13 protein-coding genes and 4 pseudogenes are annotated in these 15,357 nt (G+C 58.6%); 8 read left to right on the top strand and 9 right to left on the bottom strand.

Annotated elements, in window-relative coordinates:
• Positions 1 to 392: 392 nt before the first annotated feature.
• The 4 genes and pseudogenes from AWB66_RS30725 to AWB66_RS30740 all read left to right on the top strand — a co-directional run.
• A pseudogene (locus AWB66_RS30725) lies at positions 393 to 611 on the top strand (IS30 family transposase); the annotation flags it as partial.
• Positions 612 to 1,040: 429 nt separating this feature from the next.
• Positions 1,041 to 2,216 carry a TIGR03118 family protein gene (locus tag AWB66_RS30730; protein ID WP_087633787.1) on the top strand — a complete coding sequence of 392 codons (1,176 nt, stop codon included), beginning with the start codon at positions 1,041 to 1,043 and terminating at the stop codon, positions 2,214 to 2,216.
• Positions 2,217 to 2,783: 567 nt separating this feature from the next.
• Positions 2,784 to 3,971, top strand: a complete 1,188-nt coding sequence (locus AWB66_RS30735; protein WP_235021328.1) for a cytochrome C — start codon at positions 2,784 to 2,786, stop codon at positions 3,969 to 3,971.
• A gap of 11 nt (positions 3,972 to 3,982) precedes the next feature.
• Entirely contained in the window at positions 3,983 to 4,675 is a 693-nt protein-coding gene (locus AWB66_RS30740) for a c-type cytochrome (protein ID WP_087633789.1), read from the top strand.
• A gap of 61 nt (positions 4,676 to 4,736) precedes the next feature.
• On the opposite strand, the gene AWB66_RS33875 is transcribed toward AWB66_RS30740, so the two are convergent.
• The 3 genes and pseudogenes from AWB66_RS33875 to AWB66_RS30750 form a co-directional block, all read right to left on the bottom strand.
• Entirely contained in the window at positions 4,737 to 4,874 is a 138-nt protein-coding gene (locus AWB66_RS33875) for a hypothetical protein (RefSeq protein ID WP_159462980.1), read from the bottom strand.
• A gap of 527 nt (positions 4,875 to 5,401) precedes the next feature.
• Positions 5,402 to 6,027: pseudogene (locus tag AWB66_RS30745) on the bottom strand (tyrosine-type recombinase/integrase).
• Positions 6,028 to 6,481: 454 nt separating this feature from the next.
• Positions 6,482 to 7,660, bottom strand: a complete 1,179-nt coding sequence (locus tag AWB66_RS30750; protein ID WP_087633790.1) for a porin — start codon at positions 7,658 to 7,660, stop codon at positions 6,482 to 6,484.
• Positions 7,661 to 8,164: 504 nt separating this feature from the next.
• Here AWB66_RS30750 and AWB66_RS30755 point away from each other — a divergent pair.
• Positions 8,165 to 8,554 (top strand): annotated as a pseudogene (locus AWB66_RS30755) (hypothetical protein).
• 406 nt (positions 8,555 to 8,960) lie between these two features.
• Here AWB66_RS30755 and AWB66_RS30760 read toward each other — a convergent pair.
• On the bottom strand, positions 8,961 to 9,266 hold the full coding sequence (locus AWB66_RS30760) for a hypothetical protein (protein WP_087633791.1): 306 nt from the start codon (positions 9,264 to 9,266) through the stop codon (positions 8,961 to 8,963).
• Between the two features lie 391 nt (positions 9,267 to 9,657).
• Entirely contained in the window at positions 9,658 to 10,812 is a 1,155-nt protein-coding gene (locus AWB66_RS30765; RefSeq protein ID WP_087633792.1) for a glycosyltransferase, read from the bottom strand.
• 465 nt (positions 10,813 to 11,277) lie between these two features.
• On the opposite strand from AWB66_RS30765, the pseudogene AWB66_RS35205 reads away from it, so the two are divergent.
• Together AWB66_RS35205 and AWB66_RS30770 are read left to right on the top strand one after the other, a co-directional pair.
• Positions 11,278 to 11,433: pseudogene (locus AWB66_RS35205) on the top strand (tyrosine-type recombinase/integrase); the annotation flags it as partial.
• Between the two features lie 395 nt (positions 11,434 to 11,828).
• Positions 11,829 to 12,086, top strand: a complete 258-nt coding sequence (locus AWB66_RS30770) for a hypothetical protein (RefSeq protein WP_087633795.1) — start codon at positions 11,829 to 11,831, stop codon at positions 12,084 to 12,086.
• 199 nt (positions 12,087 to 12,285) lie between these two features.
• On the opposite strand, the gene AWB66_RS30775 is transcribed toward AWB66_RS30770, so the two are convergent.
• A complete protein-coding gene (locus tag AWB66_RS30775; protein WP_087633793.1) occupies positions 12,286 to 12,486 on the bottom strand; it encodes a hypothetical protein in 201 nt (66 codons plus the stop codon).
• A gap of 29 nt (positions 12,487 to 12,515) precedes the next feature.
• Positions 12,516 to 13,007, bottom strand: a complete 492-nt coding sequence (locus AWB66_RS34720; protein WP_235021330.1) for a hypothetical protein — start codon at positions 13,005 to 13,007, stop codon at positions 12,516 to 12,518.
• On the opposite strand from AWB66_RS34720, the gene AWB66_RS30780 reads away from it, so the two are divergent.
• On the top strand, positions 12,921 to 13,463 hold the full coding sequence (locus AWB66_RS30780) for an OBAP family protein (RefSeq protein WP_235021329.1): 543 nt from the start codon (positions 12,921 to 12,923) through the stop codon (positions 13,461 to 13,463). The genes AWB66_RS34720 and AWB66_RS30780 overlap by 87 nt on opposite strands.
• Before the next feature lie 522 nt (positions 13,464 to 13,985).
• Here AWB66_RS30780 and AWB66_RS30785 read toward each other — a convergent pair.
• Both AWB66_RS30785 and AWB66_RS30790 read right to left on the bottom strand, forming a co-directional pair.
• The gene (locus AWB66_RS30785) at positions 13,986 to 14,777 is read right to left on the bottom strand and encodes an EAL domain-containing protein (protein ID WP_087633796.1); all 792 of its coding nucleotides are present in this window, start codon (positions 14,775 to 14,777) and stop codon (positions 13,986 to 13,988) included.
• 449 nt (positions 14,778 to 15,226) lie between these two features.
• Positions 15,227 to 15,357: transposase domain-containing protein (locus AWB66_RS30790; RefSeq protein ID WP_143328370.1), on the bottom strand; the 131-nt coding region annotated here is incomplete at its 5' end.

Consider the following 15,357-nt stretch of genomic DNA (forward strand, 5'->3'; position numbering starts at 1 on the left):
AGAAACTGATCCCTCACTGAATAAGCTTCTCCCTTTGCTTCCCCGACTACCTGTCAGATGCAGTCCAGGCTAATACAGATGAACCAGTTCGCGATCCTCTACGAGGATCGTTTCACCAGGAATCGTTTGTAAAATGCAATTGATGACCTGCCACGGCAGGTTTTTATCTGCCTCGCACACAAAAATTCAGACACTCCCGCTTTTGTTGAGACCGGATGTACGCATTAATTGGAAGCGTGCTCACTTTTGCTTCGTTCATTGCAATTCCAACCGCGTCTAGCTTTTTGCTCAGTGCTGACCAGTCGAGTTCTGACTTAAATCTAGTGAATTCGTTGCCCACCGTTGCTTCCATCCCCGTGATTCTTGCTGGCCCCAACCCGCTATTTTCTATGGTCTATTTCTGCGATCCACAGCATCCTTGGCAACGCGGCTCGAACGAAAACACCAATGGGCTTCTGAGGCAGTACGTCTCTAAGGGTACCGATCTCTCCGTCTATTCACAGGCCCGACTTAATGTCGTAGCCAGGCGGCTCAACGAACGTCCCCGAAAAACACTAAACTTCGACGCACCGGCCGAGCGACTTCACCAAACCGTTGCATCGACCGGTTGAATCCGCCATGTCCAACCGCCATTCGCTCTTCGCGACCGAAAGGTTTGGCGAAGCAAGCTACGTAAGCACTGGGCGAAGTCGCTTTGAAATCGCTGTGTATTGAAGGCGACGGTCGCATTCTATAGGAATGCCGAAGTATTCAAACTCAGCGCCGGATTGGCATGCGGTCGCCGGGGATAAGCTTACCTTTTGCTAGCGACCTGATTACGGTCCAGTGAATTTATCGTGACATACTCAAAGTAGTGCTTAAAGAACGTTCGACCACATAAAGCGAGTCTAGGCGCCGCGCCGACCCCACGCGCCGTTTGACTGGGACATTGCGGAATTTTTTGGATGCAGGCGGAATTTTTGGAGTACGGCGGCCGTTTACCCTCCTCTGGCGCTAACTCGCAGAGCACTTTCTCACCAGTCGGACCAAGGAGAGCAGTCATGTCACAGGTCTCGTGGGGTCTTAAAGCGGCGGCCGTTATCATCCTCGCCGCCGGTTTCACAGTTGGGTATGCCGGTGACGATGACGCTTACGTCGTCGCACCGCTCGTGTCCAATTTAGCGGGCGGTGCCCCGAAGGTCGACGGGGTACTACAGAACGCTTGGGGAATTGCATTTAGTCCGGCAGGAAGTCCGTTCTGGATCAACGACAATGCGACAGGCTGCTCGACGCTATATGACGGTGAGGGGGCAAAGCTGGCGCTGCAGGTCTCTATTCCGCTGCCAGGCAACGTCATACCGGCCGGCGCCTGTCATCCCGTCTTTCCCAACAATCCACCGAATCCCACGCCTGCGGCGCCGACCGGAATCGTGTGGAACCCCTCAGCGGCGTTTCTCGTGCCAGGTACCAAGATCCCGGCCGTATTCTTCTTCGCGACCGAGAACGGCACGATTTCCGCTTGGGCCGGTGGGTTGAATCCGCCGAACAATGCCGTACTCGCGGTCGACAACTCATCCTCTCCATCCGCCGCCAGCGGAGCCGTCTACAAGGGTCTGGTCTTCGGTGTGAACGCGAAAGGAGGATTTCTGTTTGCGACGAACTTCCGGTCGGGTCGGATCGACGTATTTGGGCCGAGTGATACGAACGGCTTGCTCACACGGGTGACGACGGACGGCGCCTTCGCCGACCCGCACATCCCGGCTGGCTACGCCCCGTTTGGTATCGCGAACATCGACGGCGACCTTTTCGTAACTTATGCGCAACAGGACGATCAGAAGCATGACGATGTTGCAGGTAACGGTCACGGATTCGTCGATGTGTTCGACACTGACGGCCACCTGCTGCGCCGCTTTGCCAGCCGAGGGTCGCTCGACTCGCCGTGGGGAATCGCGCGCGCATCGTTTGCGTTCGGGCGCTTCAGCGGCAAGATTCTAATTGGCAACTTTGGTAATGGCCGGATCAGTGTTTTCGACGATGACGGCAGGTTTCTCGATCTGCTTGAGGATGCATACGGCAATCCACTGGCTATCGACGGCCTGTGGGCTCTCACTCTCGGTGGCGGCCGCAACTCGGACTCGGACACGCTGTACTTCTCGGCAGGTCCTAACAAAGAGACCAACGGACTGTTCGGTACCATCGTCCCCAAGGCGCGAGGGTCGGGTCATCACAGGCAATAGCAGGTGGTCGCGCGTGGCTCCCTGCGCCACTTCCTGGCGGTGACCTTGTCCCCGCTAAGAAGTGGCGAGGTGCAAGCGCGATGCGCGCTGTAGTTTCCCTCACCAACACTGCATCTGGAAACTCCCGTTCGAGGGCTCAGCACGATTGACCCTGACATCAGATATAGCCTCGGTGATGTGGAATACGTCGATCCAGTCCATCGTTTAGCTACTTAGGCGAGCCGCGTCACGCGTTCCTCAACGTATCGCGGCCTGAAACGGACCTTATCGCCCACTCGTACCTGAGCGGATTGCGGATGAGCCACCTTGGGCGAACGGATCGCGCGTTCAGGGATCGGAACGCGCTACGGGAGCGACGGCCATGCCCCTAGTCTTTGTCGACAACCACGTATTGAGAGCCGTATGTCACGGCGCCTCGATTGTCGCAATTGGGGTGATACTACTCGTCCTCTTGCTATGCCCGGCGCCGGGGCCCGGGCAATCCCGGTGTTTGCACGTCAGACGGGACAGAGTTGCGTAGCGTGTCACGCCGGTGGGCAATTCCCAGAATTGACGCCCTATGGTCGAATGTTCAAACTTAACGGCTACACCCTCGGTGAACGCACGATTCCAATCGCCGTGATGGCGACTGGCGACCTAACGGTCACCAGGCGCAATCATGACGCTACCGGGAATGTCGTTTCGCCCAAAGACGGTCTGCCGGTCTTCGATTCGGCCAGCATCTTTCTTGCGGGCAAGATCACCGACAAGATCGGCGGGTTCGCCCAATTTACCTACTCAAACTACGACCACCAGGGCAGCGATGGCCAGTGGGTAGGGCACTGGGCCTCGGATAACACGGACTTCCGTTATGTAGATAGGATCATCGGGGACACGAGCGATCTCATCCTCGGCACGACCGTTCACAACAATCCGACAGTGCAGGACGTCTGGAACACGGCGCCGGCATGGAGCTACCCCTATTTGTCCTCCTCGACCAGTGCGGTCGGCGCGCCCCAGTTTCTGCCCATCATGGAAGGCGCCTTGGCGCAACAAGTGGTTGGCGTCGGCGGTTACCTGTACTGGAATCGGACGATCTACGCGGAACTCACGGCATATCAGACGGCCGACGGGATCTGGTCGTTCCTGAGCAAGGGCAGCAAGGCCGGAGATCTTGCTCACCCGCAGACTTATGTCCGGGGTTACAACCCATATTTGCGCCTCGCCGTGACACGTGAATGGGGCCCGCATAACATCATGGTCGGAGCCTTCGGCCTGAATGTGAATGTATATCCGAACGACCCCAACGAATTTCCAATTTTTACGCAGGGCGTGACCCGTTACCGTGATATCGGCGTGGACGCACAATACCAGTATTTGCTCGAACCAAATACGTTCACGGCACAAGCCCGATATATCCGTGAAAACATTAGCGATCCAAATAATCTCGTCTATGGCGATAGCCAATCCGCCAACCTCAAGTCTCTCAGGCTGAAGGCGTCATACATCTACCAGGCAAAGTATGGCGTGAGTCTTTCTTTCTTCAACGTGACCGGAAGCACCGATACCGTGGCGTATGCGGGCAGCGCGAATGCTTCACCCGCCACGCAAGGCTGGACGCCAGAAATCTTCTGGATCCCGGTGCAGAACATCCGCGTTGGCCTTCAATACACGCATTTCACGAAATATCTCGGCGCTCGGTCCAACTATGACGGCAACGGACGCAAAGCAGTGCCTCGTCCCGCGGAGAGAAGCGACCACAAACGAGAAATTTAGAGGCTCATGGCATGCGTAGAATGAGGCCGTTTGCAATCGTTGCGATATCCTTCGCGGCCTGCGCTTGCCAAAACATCGAGCGGTCGCGCGCGGTAGACAATCCAGCGGTGGCGGGTAAAACGATTGCTCAGCAAGTTTGCTCCAATTGCCACGGGGTAACCGGCGTGTCCGTATCACCGATGTTTCCGAAACTTGCGGACCAGCCACGCGAGTACTTAATCGACCAACTGACGGACTTCAAATCGCACCATCGCTCCGATCCGAACGCGCGTCGCTATATGTGGGGGTTTACCCACCTGACCGAAGCACAAATTGAAGAGCTCGCTAGCTATTTCTCGGCTCAGCAATCCACCACCGGGCGGCTCGGTGACACGGCGCTCGTCGAGCGCGGCGCGACAATATTCGAGGCCGGGCTACCGGACAAGGGCGTGGCGGCCTGTGGGTCCTGTCACGGTCAGCATGGCGAAGGAGTTGGTCAGTTCCCTCGCCTTGTCGGCCAACATGCTGACTACGTCGTGAAGCAACTGTTCGTCTTCCAACGCACCGATTCTCGGCCGCGGGGCGCAGTCATGAAGGCGATTATTGCCAATATGTCCGAGGAGGAGATGCGCGCTGTAGCTGCCTTCCTCGAAGCGTCCCCATCGGCGACGTACGATAGCCCAAACGCCGCGAGGCCCGAGGGTCAAGGACAATCCCGGAAATGAAGGCGACAACGTAGTGGAGTCGTGAACCGGCCGGCGACTGAGGTAGAGCGTCCCAGTAGCCTTAAAGTGAAGCCTTTCTTTCCTGTGCGCGGTCTTCGAGTTTCTTTTCTACCCGCTTTTCCGCAGCTTCCACGGCTCCGCCTTTGGCGGCATCAACGGCTTTCTTAACCTCGTCGGACAGAATCGCGGTCGAGCACATGCAGTCGGCTGCGTTGATGAGCGCTTCAGTCGCTACCGGCAGGACCGCGATGCCGCCCCCTGCCTAAGCGCTCAGCCCGACGCGCGCTCACGCGGGGCACCCGGCAGTATGGTCAGGCACGTCATGGGCATGCCTCCAATGAAGAATTTGAAAGGTCACAGTAATGACCGATAATTCTGAACAGAGCGCCTTTGCAGCTTCGCGTGTGCCAACACGTTGTAGCCAGTCGGTCGCCATTGAATATCCAGTGTGCCGCGTCCGCCATGCTCCGGCGGTGGGTGCGTGAGGCAAGTTGCACCGAGCCACCGAGCAGCAGATGCCGCTTTTTGAATGCGAATGAGGACCGGTGATGAGGCAACGGACCTTGCTCATAGGCGGATGGCATACAGCGCCAATGAGACGGCGCTCCTCTGCGCCGACTGAAATGGCCGTTTTACCACAGGCAGCCGAAGTCCGAACGTCCTGGCAAGGCGGCAAGCGATTGACTCTTCGTGGCCGGCAAGCGCCCGCTCGCCGGCCATGACCTATCAAACTTCGGTCTGCTCCGCCATCTCGAGCGCGTCGTCTACCTCGATCCCGAGGTAACGCACTGTACTTTCAAGTTTCGTATGGCTTAAAAGCAACTGAACTGCGCGCAAATTCTTGGTGCGCCGATAGATCAGCGATGCCTTCGTGCGGCGCATCGTGTGAGTGCCGTACGCCGCGTCATCCGATCCAATCGAAGCGACCCAACGATGAACGATGTGAGCGTACTGGCGTGTCGACACGTGCGCCAACGCATGCAGCCGACTCGGGAACAAATAGTCGGCGGCCTTCAGCCCCCGCGCCGAAATCCACGCTGCGACACTCTGTCGAGTCTGCTCCGTGATTTCGAACTGCACCGGCCGTTGCGTTTTTTGCTGCATGACGTCGCTCGCGAGACCACGTGGCTCCCCATGCAGATGTCCTGAACCTGCAGTCTCGTCAGATCGCCTGCCCGAAGCTTGCTGTCGATTGCCAAGTTGAACAGCGCCAACTCGCGAACGTTGGATGACATCTGAAGCCTCGTGCGAATCGCCCAGATCTCGCGCAGTTTCAACGGAGGCTTCTGGCCAGTCAGCCTCCCCTTCTTCCACGGCACCCGACGAACGCTGAAAGAATTAAGCGTTTCCACGTAAACCTCCTCTTCAATGAAGGGAGATCGATTGTGCGCGCCGTGCGGCGGTCGCTCTTCGAGCCGTTGTCGACGGTGGCGTTGTCAGCAGCAAAAAGGCAGGTGTCGGAAGCAGTCCGGTCATTCAACCCGTGTCTCCGAACAGCAGATCAGTCTTCGGCGACGTTGGTCGAAGGCAAGGTAGATCTTCGCACCCTCAGTGGCAACACCCTTGTCGCCGCGATCGACGAGGATGACTTCCGGCTTCACGTCGCTCAAGCGCCGCATTATGCGCCCTGTCGCGCCCACTCACCCTGCGAACCGCTTCCCCCGCGCGGGGCCACGAGTGCAACTTCCGCCCGAGCGCGAGCCACGCTGGGCCCTTCTCCTCTGTAGCTTACCGCCCGCCTGGACAACCGCTTCTATCGCGCTGGAATCGACTCCTAGCGCGACTTGGCCGCTTGGGAGCTCCCAATCAAAAACGGTGACGCACGCCGACGGTTGCCTCAATCTGATTTGATGTCGATGCGGGTGAACTCACACCGTTGATCCAAGCGACCCCCAGCGGATTGCCAGTCCTCGCGCTCACACTTTGGTAGGTGCTTTGGATATAGACGTCCGTGCGTTTTGAGAAGGCGTAGTTTGCAAGCCCACTCACCTGGTTCCAGTGCGGAGCCCCGCTACCGGCGTTACCCCCGGCGCGCGAGTACGTGTAGGCCGCCGCCAACATAACGGCTGGTGTCAAAGCGAACCGGATGTTTCCTTCATAGTTCTGAAAGTGAGCGTTGAAGCCAGTAAGGAATAGTTCGGTCAGGTTCGTTTGTGTATATACGAAGCCTGCGACCAATGGACCAAACGCGTAGTTGACGCCTCCGCCCCACGTCTGCTGGCGGCTAGCGAGTGCCCCGAGCGGCACCGCGGTTGGAGTCAGAAGGCCTGATAGCGACGTTCCAAGCGTATCGGTGACTGCTCCGTTCGTGTTGAGTTGTGCTGGGGTGCCGGCGGCGTTGTTCAGGTGTAGATAGCCCGCGCCGAAGTTCAACGGCCCCCACGCGTACGACATGCCGACGCTGTACGCACGATTGTTCGCGAACCCACCGGCCTGGTTCGAAAAGCCATACAAGGCGCCAAGCCTAAAGCCTGCAAAATTCGGGCTCAGATACTTGACCGAGTTGTTGATCTGGAACGAGTCGTTCAAGTTGTCAACGTCGAACGGATGTGCGAAGTGGGTGCCGCCATACTGTGTCCCGGTCAACGAGAGCGGCCCCAGGAAGTCAACCATGCCGTCCGTCTGACGCCCCAAGGTCAAGGAGCCAAAGTCGCGGCTGGAAACTCCCACGTAGGCCAAGCGGTTGAAGATGCGATTGGTAGACGACAACTGTCCGTTGTTCACGTTGAAGCCGTTTTCCAGAGTGAAGATCGCCTGCAATCCGCCGCCGAGATCTTCCGCTCCGCGCAGCCCCCAACGACTGTACTGGACGCCTCCGCTGGTCATCTGCCAGTTGCTGTGACCACCTGCTCCGGTGCCGGTGATCTGGCTGTTCGTGTAAGTAAGACCTGCGTCGATCAGGCCGTAAAGCGTCACGCTGCTTTGCGCCTGCGCCGTGCCAGCCAAGGTAGCCAGCGCCGCACCGGCTATCAGAGATTTCTTCATTTGTTACTCCAGGGTTGAAGGCGATTTTCATTAAACGCTTCACGCCACCCCGTAAGCGACGCCCTCTCTTCGGAGAAGTTGCTGTCGCCGTAAGACGATATGGCAATCTGGCCTCCGAATCTATCCAGTCGTAGAGTTTGTCGCTGGATAGCAACACGCGCCTGTACGTACATGGGATTGTCGTTCTGCGAGGAAAGTATCCTGGATCTTCATTCGGCATCCTTCCATTCGGAACGGGCGTTCAAATACCAGCGATAGAATCTCCGCCTTGTAATTCTCCGATTACGAGCTAACCTACCTCTGCTTCGCTTGAACTGAGCGGGGTTTAGATCTCCACAGTGGTTCACCCGATTCGGCGGGCTTTTTTTTTGTCCGTGCGTTCACGATGGCTTTCACGCGGCCGACCTCGGTTGGGTCGATCGTCTTCACACTGCTGTGCATAACTCCGCGTGCATCACGCTCGGGCTCTATGGGGTTTTTTCAATTCCACGATGGAGAACATCGATACAAAGACGGAACTTCATGCGCAAATCGACCGCCGTTCTGGCACTGGCAGGCCTCGCAGTAGCTGGCTGCACGACCAACAGGAACACCGGGGCCGAACAGGCCGCGGGCGCGGCCGATCTGCACCGATCCATCGACGCCGACGTCGATAGCACCTTCAGCGCCTCTACGCCACCGTACGCGGCTCCCGCGAGTTGGTCGCAAATTCCGCAGTTCTAATGGCTGGTCGGCCGGCGCTGATGCATCCGCGGCGCTCGTCAGGATGGGCGCGAACGGCACGATCGACACCAACACCGCCATTAAACCGGACAGGCGTTCGTACTGACCAACGCCGGGCTGATGGCAGACGCCTCGCTCGAGGGCACGAAGGTGTCTCGCTTGACAGAGTGAGTAGCAGTAAGGGTCGGGCGCCGCAGCGCATTCAAATGGGGGACCTTCCGGTCGCTCCCTAAGTCTTTGAACTTGTCCCCATTAGAGCGTGGACCACATGTGCAAGACGGGGCGAGTCCGGTCATCTGTTCGGTCGGACGAGTTGCAAAGGCATCGCCCACAGCTTGCTCAGCCGGCTCATCCGATAGAACTGATCCCCGCCGCGCCCTTCATCACTTCGCCAGAGTGAAGCAGATCACCATGGCGCCGATGTCGAATTCTCTAGGGCGAGTTCCATCTGCTTTGTGATGGAACTGAAGAAGGCCTGTCCGATGCCAGAAATCGGCCGGTCGTGGCAAAAACCTCCGCCAATCATGCACCCCGGTCCGCTGATGCCGACGACCCAAGGAAGCGCAATAGGGGCTCTTTATAATCGGTAAAGCAACATTAAGACGATTGACGAAAGCGTGTCCTGCGGCAACAACGGGCGATCGTGGGCAGCCGCAATTCCCTGAGCATCGGCACGATGCGGCGAGCGTCGTAGGCGGTTCCTGCGAACTCCTCGTTCGGGCAACGTGTCATGGAGCGCATCAGAGGGCATCTCGCCGACATCAATCGAATACACGCCCGGGTACCGCGCAAACTCATCGAACGTTCTCAGATCGGGCAGTTCCCTGAGTCCGGGCGACATGAGATTCGCATCTGCCAGGATGCTCAGTTGTCGGCCGTTCATCCCGTGCTCGAAGGACAATGGCAGACCCCGCTGCTAGAGGGACACCGGCGCTCGCGCCTTCGGCAGCAGCAGGCGGCCCAGCATGTCCCACGGGCAGCTTCGTCAGCGGAAGTAAGTCTCCGCTGTCGCAGTTGCCTGTACCAAAACTCGAGCAGATCCGCCGCCACATCGTTGGCCTGCACAAGCGTTGGCTGCAGACTGGCGCGACGCGACCAAGGCCACATCTCCAGGCTGGAGGTGCTCGAAACGCTGGTGGGCGTGCAGTTCACGGCACATGAAGCTCGCCACATCAAAGTGGCGTTTCAGACGGCGCGACTAGGCATGATCAAGACGTGGTTAGCCACGACTTCGCGTTCCAGTCGAGCGGGGTGACGATCGCTCTATGGTTTTGTCAAGCGATGCCCGACTTTGCATCTCCTCGTTCCACCAAGGTTTGCGCCTGAGCGTTGAACGCTTCGCGCGAGAAGCGTCGCCGAAAGTCCTGCGATAGCTCGTCGATGCGCACGTCTCGTGCGGCAAATATCCGCGCCACGAATGCATCTTGATCGTCGGCAGGAAAGAGCAACGCATCCGGTAGATAAGAATCTAGACCCGACACACGCGACGCGACAATTGGCCTTTGAGCGAGCACCGCTTCGATCATCACAAGCGGCACGCCTTCAAATGCTGAGGGGAGTACGAGCGTATCGCTCGCTACAATGAACGGAAGCACGTCTTCCTGGGCTCCTAGCATTCTCACACAGGCAGTGAGAACGGCGCTCGCACTCACAATGCTCTTCAAACAATCGGCATCCTCTCCCTCCCCGATGATCAGCACGAGCGCCCTCTTGAAAGAATCACGATGACTTTCTATCGCCCGCATAAGGAAATCTTGCCGCTTTTGATGAAGGTTCAACCGACCGATATGCGCGACAATATACGTACCGTCGTCCGGCAAGCCAAGTGACACGCGCGCCGCGCTCTTTGTAAGCGTCGATCGGCTGAAACGGTCATCGACGTAGTTCTCAAGCGTCATCGCGCGCGAGCGTGGCGCGAGCGCCCGCAACTCGTTGCAAAGATGGTCATTTAGCGTGAGGAATTCGTCAGGCATGCGGTATAGCAAGCGCTTAATGAGCCATTTGATCTTGTCGGAGGGGCTCGTACTCTTGGGCGCGTTGTGGACGAGCGGCAGATAGCTTACCGTCAGCACCTTTGCAAGACGCGCCGCGAAGAGGCCTGCAAGCCCCGACGCGATCGTGCCCTGTGAGATCAGCAACTTATCGAGATCCAGCCTGCGCAAGGTTACGGCCGTCGACCGCACCATCCGACGAAACGCGAGGAGATCCCCGCTCAACGATTCGGCCGTATAGGACAGGCCGACGACCCGCGTTTTCGGATCCCTGCGCGCCAGCTCGCTGACGAAACGATGAAGCGGCTCGTTGGTTACCGGGACCATCACGTGTAGCGTGTCAACTTTCGCGCTATCGACGAGCGCAAGCATGAGACGCTTGAGCATTTCTTCGTGGCCGCCGTTAATGCTCGAATCGCAATATATTCCCAGCTTCATTCGTCTGCTCCTTGCTTAAGACAAGAGTCCCCGCCTGCTAAGGGAACGAGCACCTGCGGCGACACGGTAGCCATAATCTCCAAACAAGCGCTCTTACACGGATGCAGCATGTGAGCTTACTTCGCCAGACGCTAACACCCAAGTTGAAGTTGGCAGTCTTACGCTAGGTTTTCAACCTACTAATCTGAGCAAAGCCTATTTCATGAACGCATCACAGCGAATTTAAGGGAGATCGCGCATTCATCGCACGAAACGGCGCCAGGGTTTACTTCTCACGCAGATGATCGATTAACTCTGCCGATGTCCTGCACACCGTCGTCTCCTTCCTGCAATGAACGTCCCTGATCAACCATAGCGGAGTGGCTTACCGCAGTCTTCTCTCAGATTTCTATTGACAGTGACTCCACAGCCGCTGTAAAGACACAAATGACTGCGATCTGACGTAGGCGTCGTTGGACTGGGTTCACGAAATACGCTGCCCCACGCATCACCCGCTATCTCGAGCCGGCCCTCTGGCAGGAAGTCAAGGACACCTTCGCTACGCTGCCGCGCGACACCGATCGCGCGCGTGCGCAGGCCTATCGAATTGCTGAGGTTGGCACGAACACCATGGGCCAGTTTTGAAGGGCTTCCGCGTCGCCCCCTGCAACGGCTGACGAACGGACGGTGATGTTCAGTCCGGTGTGCCCGCTGCGGCTAAGTCTGGCCTGACAAAGTCCTTATTTTCGCCTCGGGGCAATTTCTTCGGACGCTTCTTTTATCGAGCTTACCGCATGCATTTTCAGGTAGTAGCGTCGTCGACAATGAGCCGCAACCACAAAAGAGACCCAGACAATGGTATCCCTCCTTGATTTGGATTGCGGTCGCTTAACGAAAGGCCTACCTTGAGTATTGCGCGCTTCATATTGTCCTTCTGCGCGGCGGCAGTGAGCGTTGCATCGAGAATGCAGAGCAATGGTTTTCGACAGGCATTCCGGTTGCTCTGCGTTGATACACCAACTAACCGCGGAGAAATCATGAAGCCCGAGCCGTCTGATCCAGTAGAACGCGCTGACAAGCGTCGGGGAGCAACAGGCGCTGGCGACGTAACCCAGAACCCCGACGGCACCATCGAGCAAAAGGAGCATGGCAGCATAGACGCGTCGCTCGTTCCGAAGGGGAAGGACCATCCTGAGCAGGGACCGTATCAGCCCGAACACGATCAACTCGACCCAGACGTCGAACCAGGGTCGAAAAACGGTCATCCGACGAGCAAGCCGGACTCCGAGGCCTGATTAGACAGGTCGTGGCTACGCATCGGTGTCCTAGACGACGTATTTGATCAAGCCCCGCTCCGGCGGGGCTAAGTTTCGCTGGAAGCTTTACGGTGCCATTGCCGACCGCGACGACCTCGCCCATGAATTCGTCACCGATGATGTCGGAGGACTCCATGCCAGGCGTGAAGTCGTCTTACAGGCCGAGGTCCGCCATTGCTCAGGACTTACCGCCTTCGCCAGGCTTCGCTTCGGACAGATCATCCGACCTCACCTCGGCCTCGCGCACGGTCGTGCCATCGTCGTCTGTTTCGGAGATGTCGGTCGTAAAGGTGTCGTCGCCATTGGCGTTTGCGTTGTCCGGTTGTTCGCCGGCTTCCCGCGATTCACTGGATTTGCGGGGCTTCGAGGACGTGCTCATGATGAACTCCTGGTGCCTCTTGGGCGCACTCAAAGAAGGGAAGGTACCGACCACTGCGATCGCCACGCTGCGAAGCGATAGGCGCCGCCGGTCAGCATGCAGGCCACTCCAGCAAACGCGATGCCTCGGTTACAGCGGTACGCAATTGCTGAAAAATGGTGCGAGCCGGGCAAAAGGAGACGTTCATGGGGACGCGACGTAGATTGCTGAATCAGCGGGGCCAATTCGCGCCTGTCGCGGCTGGCGTTGTCGCCGGGCTCGCGGCGGCGGCGGGCGTAATGATCGGGCGACGTGCAGGCGCGATGGCGAATGTCGGAGAAGGTCATTCCGCAAAGCATCGCTTGCTCGATCTCGCCTCTGGCCTCACGCAGCCCAAATTTCCCCTTGAGGCGATGAGTACGTGGCTTAATGGGTTCCACATGTATGCCGACGACATGGGCCGCCAAGTCGAGGCGCATCACTTCTGCATCCATCTGCGGCACGACCTGCATCAATGCGTGATCTTCGATTCGAACCGGCACGATGCACGCCTTATCGGAATCGAGTACATCATCTCTGAGGAACGCTTCCGGCAGTTGCCCGCGGAAGAAAAGCGCCTCTGGCATAGCCACCATTACGAAGTGAAGTCCGGCGTCTTGGTCGCGCCCGGGATTCCTGAGCTCGCCGAGCGCGCCTATTTCAAGGACCTCGTGTCGACTTACGGCAAGACCTTCCATACGTGGCAGATCGATCGTGACGAGTTTCCTTACGGCGCACCGCAACTGATGATGGGCTTCACGCAAGACGGACAGGTGAACGAGGCAGCGCTGGAGGAGCGGGACCAGCGCCTCAATGTGTCACATGAAGAGCGCCGGCGCAAACGCTATGACATTCCCGTGCCCGATGTCGCGCCCGGGGCGAACGCGTGGGAAAGCGGCACGTCGGTCCAGACAACGCTCACAGAAGTACCATTCAAGGGCCAAGGCAAAGGGCCTTGACGGCTCAATGCAGCGCCCATTAACCCAAAGGAAGCAATGCCATGAACTGCGCAACGCGAATTGTAGTTGTCACCGCGCTAGTTGCATCCATGTCGTTCGCAGCGAGTTGCAAACGCAGCGCGGAATCGAGCGGCGGGTCAGCAAGCGATACAGCGGCCTCGGCGCCGATGGCATCGGCGCCGGCTGCCGCGGTGAGCTCCCCCGCCGCAGCGAGCCAGTAGCGCCTCGATCTGCATTCGTTTCCTGAGGTGCGTCTCGAATGCCGCCGACGCTGGTCGGCGCATTTCGAGCGAGCGCGAGCAAGCGCGCCGATCGCCGTCGCCGAACTGCATGAAGTGGCCCGGATCAATTCAGCGGCGTGGCCGGCTCTGATCAACACGCGCGCCACGGGCCGGCGATCGCAGATTGAGCGATCATCCGCTCACGCGCCTTGATGTTGCCGAGCACGAACGCTTCATGGAACAGCGATACGACAGGAAGCGTGATGGGCGTGGCCGACCGCAAGGCCGCCAAGGACGGCCATCAAGCCGCCATCGCGCTCGCACAGAGCGGCGGCACCGCCTTGAAAGCAGGCTTCGCGAAAAGATAACCCTGCATCAACGTGACGCCGTTGGCCGCGAAAAAGTCGCGCTCTCCTCGTGTCTCGATCCCTTCGGCGATCACCCGAATGCCAAGGTCACGACACATCGCAAGAACGCCGCTCACGATGCGCTGGCGCACGGAGTCGATATCAATGTTACGCACCAGTTCCATGTCGAGCTTGATCAGGTCCGGTTGGAAGTCGGCGAGCAGCGTCAGACCCGAGTAGCCCGCACCGAAGTCGTCGATAGCGGTCTGAAAGCCGAAGCCCTTGTACGCCCGGAAAATATCTACCAGATGCGGACGGCTGATGATGTTCTCTCCCTCCACGGTCTCGAAGATAATCCGCTCGATCGGAAAGCCGTGTTTTTCCGCCGCTTCGAAAGTGCTGCGGATGCATGCTTCGGGACGATAGACGGCATTTGGCATGAAATTGATCGAGAGCAGACCCTCCATGTTCAGCGCGGCGGCCTGCGCGATCGCCGTAGTCCGGCAGCGCTGGTCGAAGTGGTAGCGGTTGCCGTCGTCCACCTGAGCCAGCACGCTTCCCGCCGACTCGCCGTTGGGCCCGCGCACCAACGCCTCGTGCGCGAACGCGCGGCCAGCGCCAACGTCGACGATAGGCTGGAACGCGAACGCCAGATCGAGAGCATGCTCGGGGCTTGTGCATCCGGCGCAGCCGGTTTGCGCGCCCTGTACTTCGTTTATGCGGTGAGTGGTTGCTGGGTCGCTCATGTTCGTGGAATCGTTTCGCCGCGTGGCGCGCGGTCTCGTTGCAAGACGAGCGCCGACGAAACGCCGGCGCTCAGACCGCTTAACGGACGCCGCGCGACGATCTTTAGCGCAGCCGGCCGGAGATATCGCTCGGATTGTCACGATCGACGGCACTTTCATCGCCGGTGGCCGTCCGGTCGTCGTCGCCGGTGAGCGGTCGACGCCCATGTTGACCCAGCCCTTCGCGTGCGCCTTGATGCCTTCGGTCTGATCCTTATTCATGCCGCGTTCCTTCGAAAATGAATGAGCAAGCTTCGAGGAGCGGCCATGCTGCGCAGCGTGGGAATGTCGCTTGCTGGCCGAAGCCGTGTCAATTCACCCGGAGATCGCCGATGTCCGTAAGCGGCTCGCGCCGGCCGTTCGCCCAAGCGCGCGCGCCTGAGGCATGATGGCGATTCTGACTTGCGCGATCAGGTGTTGGGTGTCGGCGGACTGGCTGGCGTGCGCAGCTTGTCGGCCACGCTCCATGGCAGAAGCTCGTCGATGCGATTGATTTTATGATCGGCGATGTGGGCCAGCACATAGTTCAGGTAAGCACGCG

This window comes from Caballeronia telluris (genome assembly GCF_001544495.1).
Taxonomy (GTDB): Bacteria; Pseudomonadota; Gammaproteobacteria; order Burkholderiales; family Burkholderiaceae; genus Caballeronia; species Caballeronia telluris.

Bases quoted from the DNA above. Each gene is read 5' to 3' on its own strand.
- AWB66_RS30775 (WP_087633793.1), bottom strand. From the start codon at position 12,486: ATGAGCACGTCCTCGAAGCCCCGCAAATCCAGTGAATCGCGGGAAGCC.
- AWB66_RS30760 (WP_087633791.1), bottom strand. From the start codon at position 9,266: ATGAACGGCCGACAACTGAGCATCCTGGCAGATGCGAATCTCATGTCG.
- AWB66_RS30730 (WP_087633787.1), top strand. From the start codon at position 1,041: ATGTCACAGGTCTCGTGGGGTCTTAAAGCGGCGGCCGTTATCATCCTC.
- AWB66_RS30780 (WP_235021329.1), top strand. From the start codon at position 12,921: ATGGGCCGCCAAGTCGAGGCGCATCACTTCTGCATCCATCTGCGGCAC.
- AWB66_RS30765 (WP_087633792.1), bottom strand. From the start codon at position 10,812: ATGAAGCTGGGAATATATTGCGATTCGAGCATTAACGGCGGCCACGAA.
- AWB66_RS33875 (WP_159462980.1), bottom strand. From the start codon at position 4,874: ATGTGCTCGACCGCGATTCTGTCCGACGAGGTTAAGAAAGCCGTTGAT.
- AWB66_RS30750 (WP_087633790.1), bottom strand. From the start codon at position 7,660: ATGAAGAAATCTCTGATAGCCGGTGCGGCGCTGGCTACCTTGGCTGGC.
- AWB66_RS30735 (WP_235021328.1), top strand. From the start codon at position 2,784: ATGTTCAAACTTAACGGCTACACCCTCGGTGAACGCACGATTCCAATC.
- AWB66_RS30740 (WP_087633789.1), top strand. From the start codon at position 3,983: ATGCGTAGAATGAGGCCGTTTGCAATCGTTGCGATATCCTTCGCGGCC.
- AWB66_RS30770 (WP_087633795.1), top strand. From the start codon at position 11,829: ATGAAGCCCGAGCCGTCTGATCCAGTAGAACGCGCTGACAAGCGTCGG.
- AWB66_RS30785 (WP_087633796.1), bottom strand. From the start codon at position 14,777: ATGAGCGACCCAGCAACCACTCACCGCATAAACGAAGTACAGGGCGCG.